We start from the raw sequence: 6,855 nt of genomic DNA, 5'->3' as shown, positions 1-6,855 counted from the left end.
GCCAATAGTGGCTGGTTGGTGCTGGCGGTGATGGCATTCAACCTCACCCGCGCCGCGGCCACCCTCACCGGGCCGGCGCTGGCCAAGTCCCGCACCGCGACCATCCGCCGCACCCTGATCAGCGTGCCGGCACGCATCGCGTCCTCAGCCCGACGCCTCCGGCTGCACCTACCGCGCGGCTGGCCATGGGAAACAGCATGGAACACGCTGTTTAACAGCCTGTTTGGCAGAAACCAGCCGATCATCGCCTAACAGAACACCCCGGCCGCTCACCCGACACGAAAAACCCACAGGAACAACCCGATACCGAGGTCGGGCGATCACCCACGCCCTCACCACCGCGCACCCACAATTCAACGCACATAACCGAACTCGACTCCACAACCACAGCCCATCGGTGGATCGAGGCTTAGAGGTGAGGGGCTACGGACGGTGGCCGCCGCCAGGCGGCCAGGCGCGCCGCAGGCGCGATCTCCACCCGCAGCGCGTACGTGCGAACCAGCCGGGCCACGGGATCGCGGGATGAGACCGAGGTGCTGAGGGCACCGCGTGGACCGGGCCGCGGCGGTCATACTGGGCTGATGGAATCTGAACTGATGCGCGCGCTCGTCGAGGGCGGCGGGACGGCGGCGACGCGGTGTCTGACATGGCTGGTCGACGGCGCCACGGCCGCACCCGGAGCGTGTCTCGACGTGGTGTGGCCGGCTACGCCCGTGGAGTTGTGACCGCTCAGGTGAGCATGTCCAGCGCGGCGCGCAGGCTCGCGAAGCGGCCGTATCGGCGGCTGCTGTCGGCGCTGGACTTCTCGCCCAGCCAGATCCCGACGATGTGGGCCTGGCCGCTGTCGTCGGTCACCCAGACCGGGCCGCCGGAATCGCCGGGAACGCTGGCGGGCATGCCAGTGGTCATAAATTGATCGTCGCCGTAGCTGTATGCCACGGCGCCGCAATGGGTTCCGCTGGAGACGCCGAGATGGCAAACCTCTTGGCCGACCTCCACAGCCGGTGGCCTGCTGTCGGAGGCGAAACCGATGGCTCCGTTAGCGGGCCGGCTGGCGACGCGCGGACCGAAGTCGATCAGGCCGTAGTCGGGACCGCCTGAACGGGCCGGGGCAACGACCGTGTTGATGAATCGCCCTGTCGCGCCGGTGGTTTCTTCCACGACGTGACCGGGCTCGTCGGTTTGGCAGTGGCCGGCGGTGATCGCGTAGGCGTGACCGTTGGCTCCTGTGTAGACGTATCCGGTGGTGCAAAAGGATGCCGAGCCATCGTCGGTGACGTAATCGATCCGGTCACCGGGACCAATCGAGGTCACGGTGGCGTGCGCTTCTGGTGTCGCGACAAGCATGGAGGCCACGGCTAGGACCGCGGCGGCGAGGGCGGCACGGGTGGGAGACATCGCGATCCGTCTTTCTCTGCGAGGCAAGGTATCGGTAGCGCTGTGGCTGACGATCAGGCGGCCCGTTGGGCCCGCTCACGTCGTTCGGCGTTGCGTTGGGCTCGGCTGTTCAGTGTTTCGATCCAGGCGGCGGCCAGGACTGCCGAATGCCCGTGACGGTGGGTGCGGCCTGCAGCTGCGGCTCCGGCGCGTTGGTCGACGGACGCGCAGGCCGTCAGGGTGCGGCGCGCGATCATCGGGCACCGCCGGCGGACAGCTTGGCGGCGGCTTCTCCGCGGCGCCACAGGTCGGCGAGTTCTTCGCGGATGAGGCCGAACTGTTCGGTCAGCTCAGCGCGGTCAATGTCGGTTTCGGCGAGCTGCTGCATGCGTTGACCGAGGACGCCGAAGGCGCGGCGGTACGCATCGTCGAGGACTTGGCGGGCCAGGCTGCTGGCCAGCGCTGCGCTGATGTTCTGGGTGTAGGCGTCGACGAGGTACAGCGCGAGCTGTTTGAGTCGTTTTTCGGTGGGCGGCTGGTCGGGGCACAGTGCATCTCGAGCGGAGTGACGCTTGCCGGCGGCCAGGACGCTGACCGGATCGGGCTTGTCCTCGTGGTCGACCAGGCGGCGGATCAGCTCGTAGGCCCAGCGGGCGACGGGCTTGGCGATCGCGGTGTCGGGCACGAGATCGAGCAGCGGCCGTGCTTCATCAACCGACAGGTAGAGCAGCGCGCCGATGAACTGATGTTCTGGCTGCCATTGCTGCACAACGCTTTCGGCGAGGAAGGTGTCGGCTTGCTCGGGAGTCTCGGCCAGTGAGTCGGCGGGGGTGACCAGGTGCAGGGTGTGGCGAAGGGCGGCGGTCATGATGCGGCAGCTTCCGTCAGGGTGTTGGTGGTTGGCGCGACGAGCGCCGTCGCGGTGATCGTGGCGGTGCCCACGCGCCTGGGCTGGTGGCCGGCGGGCGGGTCGAGCCGCAGCAGAGTGACAACAGTCAGTTCCGTTGCGCTGCTTGCCCGGCACTCGTTGCGGTCGTCACCGAGCAGGTAGATGTCAGCCTGGATCGCGAAGTCGAGCAGTGCTCGGCTGGCCTGTTCGGCTTCGGCGTGGCACGTGGTGTGCACACCGTCGTCGGTGGCGATCGTGAGCTCATACATGGCGGCTTCTCAGGTGTGGATCGAGGTCAGGCGGCGGTCAGGCTTTTGAGCGCTTTGAGCCGGTCGGGCCGGAATCCCGAGAAGTGTTCGTTGGGCCCGGCGTACACCACGGGCGCCTGCAGGTAGCCCAGCGACATGACGTAATCGCGAGCCTCGTTGTCGACGGTCAAGTCGACCTTCTCGTACGAAATGCCCTCTTTGTCGAGCATTCTGAATACGGCGTTGCACTGCACGCAGGCGGGCTTGGTGTAGACGGTAATGGTGCTCATGATCTGCTCCTTTTCGGTGGTGATGATAGGTCCATTCTATATTCGGTTTTCGCCACTAGCAACGCCTCTGCAAAAGAATCCGGAGCAATTTCGGCGCGTTTTGTACCGGTTTTTACCGATGCCATGCTATAGCCATCCTCCCAGCTAGTCACTCGTATGTGAGCAGCGCTCCACGCCCCGAATCGGTCGTCTCGTGTCATTGTGCTGACCATTCTTTTGGCGCTTCTCGGCGCATTATCAGCGACCGGAAAGAGGCCGCAGTGCATAGGTCCGGGCGAAAAGTTTCCTTTCCGCAATAGCGGGCGATTTGATGACATTCGTTGGAAACTTTTCGAGCCGTTTACGGCTGTCCCACGGCCTTGCGCGAAGGTACTTTCCGGTCAATGCTGGAATGTGCGAGAAGCTCACTGCGGTGCCTGTCGTTGTTGGCGGCCACCGACGCGCGTGGCCGTGCGTTCAGGCGACCAGGGTGGGCACGGCACCGGTGGCTCGTGCGTAGAGCGCTTCGAATCCGGGCCGCTGCTTGTCAGCGATGGCGGTGCTGGGTGCCACCACGTAGAAGTGTTCGGCCCACGGTGCGGCCGTACCGCGCCGGTGTCGCCATGCCCGGGTGATGCCATCGGGTGTGGTGTCGATGTCGGCGGGCAGTTCCATCAGCGTGGCGTGCAGCGCGGCAGCGTCGCCGGTGTCGAGGCGGCGGACGCTGCGTGCGATCGCCGGGGTGGCGGCCCGACGCGGAGTGGCCACCCGGCGGACCTCGTAGAGGGCGTGCTGCTGGGCGGCAAGGTGCTCGGCGAAGAGGCCCAGGACCTCGGTGAGTCCGGCGTCGGTGATGAGATCGATCAGGCGCCCTTGCGCGAGCAGGCTCTGGCGGGGGTTGAGGCAGGCGGCGACATGTTCGAGGTAGAGCGCGTGGACTCCGGCGTCTGGGTCGCGTCGGTAGCGTTCGAGCGCGTCGGCGCGACCGGCCTTGCTGGAGAACTGGAACGGACAGTACGAGCAGGCCGATTTCTGCCAGCGTCGCCCCGTGACCTTCTCCAGGTACTCGAGGGCGTCGGTGCGCGACCACTGCCAGTCGAGCAGGGGATAGACCCCGTATCGGGTGTCGGTGTTGTAGGCGGTGTCGCGTTGAGCTCGGCGCAGCTCGCCGGTCTCGAATCCGAGGTAGTGCCGGTATGGCTGGCCGGAGGTGAGGGTGGTGATGATCGGGTCCAGGACAGCACCTTTCGCGCGCAGGGAGCACCGGCGACTGCCCAGTTGGGGGACGGTGCCTGCAGTGAGCAGCTCGTCGGAGAGGGCATAGCCGTGGTCGGCATAAAGGCGGGTGGGGTGGGTGCTGTCATCGAAGATGCTGACGCCGGCCCCGGCCGCGGTGGTGTTGAGCTGGGTGCGGCCGGTCTGTACAAGTCGCACGCCGTGGCGGGCCAGTAGGGGCAGCACCACGTCTTGGGCGTCGCGCAGGGTATCGGTGTACTCGTTCCCCGTGTGCGCGATGACCACGACCAGCTTGTCCAGGTCGAAGTCTCGGCTCGCCGGTTCGTGGAGCCAGCGCAGCAGGATGGCGGTGGTTATGTAAACAGTCAAGCTGTCGCAGAAGGAACGGTGTCGCAGGGCGGCGGCGCCTCGGTGGAACCTACCTCGGGATTCTCCAAGGGCGGGCCTGGTGTGAATGGCGATTTTCCAGCCGGCCCCTGGTGATCGCTGCGGAGTCGGAGCTCTGTTCGTCGGACTGATGCCAGTGGCCGAGCGTCGTCGCCGGCGCCGAAGTCCTCGCGTCAGCGCCTCTTCTCTTGGTGGTGGCGATGGTCGGTCAGACCGGCTCGGCCGATCAGAGCGGCAGCGACGAGCAGTGCAGCCCCTGCGGCGTAGACGGCGGTGATCCCTGCCGCATCAGCCAGCCACCCACCCAGCCCGAGGGAGGCCAGGCGGCCGAGTTGCCAGATCAGATCGAAGGCGGCGAAGACCCGGCCGCGTGCGGCGGGTGGGGTTTCGGCCTGCAGCAGCGAGTTGAAGGTGACTGCGCCGGCAGAGGTGCCCCCGCCGTAGCCGGCCAGGCTGCCCAACGCCACCACCGGGACGCGGACACTCGCAAGGACGGCATCTACGGCGGCGCGCAACAGATAGGGTCCGAAAATGAACGCGGGTTTGCGAGGATCGGTGATCAGCCGGGTCAGCAGTAACGGGCCTGCTGCGGCGCCCACGCCGATGCAGGCCAGCGCGATTCCGTATCCGGCGGGGCCCCTGCCCAGGCGCTCGCGGATCAACACAACCAGCAGGGCACTGGTCGCTCCGGCCGACAACGCCGCCAGGGCCTGACCAGCGGCCAAGGCTCGCAGCACCCGGTGCCCGGCCAGCACCCTGATGCCGTCTCGGGCCTGATGCCACCAGGCGGCACGGGCCGCATCGGCTGCCGGGCGCAGCAGGTGCAGGCGGGACAGCAGCAGCGCCGAGACGGCGAAGCTCGCTGCGTTCACCCAGAACGCCAGGCCATAGCCGACGGTCGCGACCACGGCACCCGCAGCCGGGGCGAGCACGATCTGGGAGAGCACCGCGGCGGTCCAGATCCCCGAGTTCCCGGCGATCAACTCCTCCTCGTTCACCAGCGCGGGCAGCGCGGCACTGGCGGCCGGATTGAACAACGCCGACGCTGCGGACATGGCGAACGCCACCGCGTAGATGCCCGGCACCGAGCCGGCGACCAGCGGTAGCCCCGCAGCCACCAGCACGCGCGCCAAGTCGGCAACCACCATGACCCGCACCGGCGAGAACCAGTCGACTGCCACCCCAGCGAACGGTGCCAGCAGCAGCACCGGGACGATCTCCGCGACGATCACCCCGGCCACACCGAGCCCGGAGCCGGTGCGGTCCCACACCAGCAGGCCCAACGCCACGGTGGCGAACGCGTCACCCCAGGCAGAAGCGGTGCGCGCCGCCCACAACCGGCGGTAACCAGGATGGGAGAACACCTGGCGCAGCCCGGTGCCCGCACGTCCTGGCTGGCCGCGGCTCAGCGGACTTTCTCCATGGTGTGCCCGCAGCAACAGGTGGGGTTGCGGTCGCGACCGTGGCCTGGGACGGCGCCCTTGGTGACGGTCATCTCACATCCGCGCTCCGGGTCCGGGCGCCGGTACACCTCGCACTCGACTATTGCCATGACCTGCGCCTCCCTTCGGTTTCCGGTCCTACACTGGAGACGCTAAAACCTTCACCCCAGGTGAAGGTCAAGGCGAGCGGCCGGGACGCGAAGGAGGCAGACGATGGCCCAGGCGATGACCGTCGGGCGGGCCGCCCAGGCGGCCGGGCTCACCCGTAAGGCCGTGCGCTTGTATGAGGAGCGCGGCCTGCTGCCGCCCGCCCAGCGCACTGCGGCCGGGTACCGCCTTTACAACCAGGACGACGTCGACACCCTCACCTTCATCCGCCGCGCCCGCGCCCTGGACCTCCCCCTGGACGACATCGGCACCATCCTCACCCTCCGCCGCGCCGGTCCCACCCCGTGCGGAGCCGTACGGGATCTACTCGACGCCCGGATCGCGGAGATCGACAACACCATTACCGAATTGCTGGCGCTGCGTGCGAGCCTCACCGCCAGTCGGGACACCGCCGTGGCAGCCGATACCGAGTCGGAACCGAACAGATCGATCTGCCCGATCATCGAACGGTGAAGTAGCCGCTCAAGGACCCTCATGTCTCACTGAACTCTTGATGGCCGCGTTGCGAACTGGCGGTAGCCGAGCCTTTGCGGAATGGCCACTCGTTGCGGCAAATGTCCAGTCAGACTGGGCCGACCGATCATCGGACGGCTGAGCGGCGTTCGATAAAAGACTGTGTTGTGCCAGACGCCGCCCCGCTGGGCGATGCGTTCGCGGATGCCGACGGTTCAGCAACCGGCGGCGTGGTGCGGGGCGATGCTTGCGCAATTCTCCCGACTTAGGACATTTGGCTTAGTACCCCGTTTTGATCCCGAGTGAGTCGAGAATGTGGCGTTGATGTGGGGGAATGTGTGGCGGGAAGGTTTGGGTGGTGCCGTTGATGGTGATCGTGGCGCTAC

General features: G+C 67.1%; 11 protein-coding genes. 3 read left to right on the top strand and 8 right to left on the bottom strand.

Annotation, left to right across the window (positions count from 1 at the left end; genetic code table 11):
• Both HPC46_RS33260 and HPC46_RS33255 read left to right on the top strand, forming a co-directional pair.
• Positions 1-252, top strand: a 252-nt coding sequence (locus HPC46_RS33260; protein ID WP_179476271.1) for a transposase, incomplete at its 5' end; no start/stop codon positions are given.
• Positions 253-581: 329 nt separating this feature from the next.
• A complete protein-coding gene (locus tag HPC46_RS33255; protein ID WP_179476270.1) occupies positions 582-725 on the top strand; it encodes a hypothetical protein in 144 nt (47 codons plus the stop codon).
• A 4-nt stretch (positions 726-729) separates the two neighbouring features.
• On the opposite strand, the gene HPC46_RS33250 is transcribed toward HPC46_RS33255, so the two are convergent.
• The 8 genes from HPC46_RS33250 to HPC46_RS33215 all read right to left on the bottom strand — a co-directional run bounded on the left by HPC46_RS33250 (position 730) and on the right by HPC46_RS33215 (position 5,958).
• Positions 730-1,398, bottom strand: a complete 669-nt coding sequence (locus HPC46_RS33250) for a chymotrypsin family serine protease (protein WP_179476269.1) — start codon at positions 1,396-1,398, stop codon at positions 730-732.
• Between the two features lie 53 nt (positions 1,399-1,451).
• Complete coding sequence (locus HPC46_RS33245) at positions 1,452-1,634, bottom strand: amidohydrolase (RefSeq protein WP_179476268.1); 183 nt, start codon at positions 1,632-1,634, stop codon at positions 1,452-1,454.
• On the bottom strand, positions 1,631-2,245 hold the full coding sequence (locus HPC46_RS33240; RefSeq protein WP_179476267.1) for a hypothetical protein: 615 nt from the start codon (positions 2,243-2,245) through the stop codon (positions 1,631-1,633). Before HPC46_RS33240 ends, HPC46_RS33245 begins: the two co-directional genes overlap by 4 nt.
• Complete coding sequence (locus HPC46_RS33235; protein ID WP_179476266.1) at positions 2,242-2,535, bottom strand: hypothetical protein; 294 nt, start codon at positions 2,533-2,535, stop codon at positions 2,242-2,244. The genes HPC46_RS33240 and HPC46_RS33235 overlap by 4 nt, the downstream gene beginning before the upstream one ends.
• A gap of 26 nt (positions 2,536-2,561) precedes the next feature.
• Complete coding sequence (nrdH, locus tag HPC46_RS33230; RefSeq protein ID WP_179476265.1) at positions 2,562-2,804, bottom strand: glutaredoxin-like protein NrdH; 243 nt, start codon at positions 2,802-2,804, stop codon at positions 2,562-2,564.
• 456 nt (positions 2,805-3,260) lie between these two features.
• The gene (locus tag HPC46_RS33225; RefSeq protein ID WP_179476264.1) at positions 3,261-4,388 is read right to left on the bottom strand and encodes a hypothetical protein; all 1,128 of its coding nucleotides are present in this window, start codon (positions 4,386-4,388) and stop codon (positions 3,261-3,263) included.
• A 191-nt stretch (positions 4,389-4,579) separates the two neighbouring features.
• Complete coding sequence (locus HPC46_RS33220) at positions 4,580-5,770, bottom strand: MFS transporter (RefSeq protein WP_014805440.1); 1,191 nt, start codon at positions 5,768-5,770, stop codon at positions 4,580-4,582.
• A gap of 41 nt (positions 5,771-5,811) precedes the next feature.
• Positions 5,812-5,958: a hypothetical protein gene (locus tag HPC46_RS33215; protein WP_014805441.1), complete on the bottom strand. Its 147-nt coding sequence runs from the start codon at positions 5,956-5,958 to the stop codon at positions 5,812-5,814.
• 103 nt (positions 5,959-6,061) lie between these two features.
• Between HPC46_RS33215 and HPC46_RS33210 the strand changes: the two genes are divergently transcribed.
• Positions 6,062-6,469, top strand: a complete 408-nt coding sequence (locus HPC46_RS33210) for a heavy metal-responsive transcriptional regulator (RefSeq protein WP_014805442.1) — start codon at positions 6,062-6,064, stop codon at positions 6,467-6,469.
• The last annotated feature ends 386 nt before the right edge of the window (positions 6,470-6,855 follow it).

The organism is Mycolicibacterium vinylchloridicum, assembly GCF_013404075.1.
Lineage (GTDB): Bacteria > Actinomycetota > Actinomycetes > Mycobacteriales > Mycobacteriaceae > Mycobacterium > Mycobacterium vinylchloridicum.
The sequence above is the reverse complement of the archived record's forward strand: the minus strand, read 5'-3'. Positions and strand labels throughout refer to the sequence as shown.

Bases quoted from the DNA above. Each gene is read 5' to 3' on its own strand.
- HPC46_RS33255 (WP_179476270.1), top strand. From the start codon at position 582: ATGGAATCTGAACTGATGCGCGCGCTCGTCGAGGGCGGCGGGACGGCG.
- HPC46_RS33250 (WP_179476269.1), bottom strand. From the start codon at position 1,398: ATGTCTCCCACCCGTGCCGCCCTCGCCGCCGCGGTCCTAGCCGTGGCC.
- HPC46_RS33245 (WP_179476268.1), bottom strand. From the start codon at position 1,634: ATGATCGCGCGCCGCACCCTGACGGCCTGCGCGTCCGTCGACCAACGC.
- HPC46_RS33240 (WP_179476267.1), bottom strand. From the start codon at position 2,245: ATGACCGCCGCCCTTCGCCACACCCTGCACCTGGTCACCCCCGCCGAC.
- HPC46_RS33235 (WP_179476266.1), bottom strand. From the start codon at position 2,535: ATGTATGAGCTCACGATCGCCACCGACGACGGTGTGCACACCACGTGC.
- nrdH (WP_179476265.1), bottom strand. From the start codon at position 2,804: ATGAGCACCATTACCGTCTACACCAAGCCCGCCTGCGTGCAGTGCAAC.
- HPC46_RS33215 (WP_014805441.1), bottom strand. From the start codon at position 5,958: ATGGCAATAGTCGAGTGCGAGGTGTACCGGCGCCCGGACCCGGAGCGC.
- HPC46_RS33210 (WP_014805442.1), top strand. From the start codon at position 6,062: ATGGCCCAGGCGATGACCGTCGGGCGGGCCGCCCAGGCGGCCGGGCTC.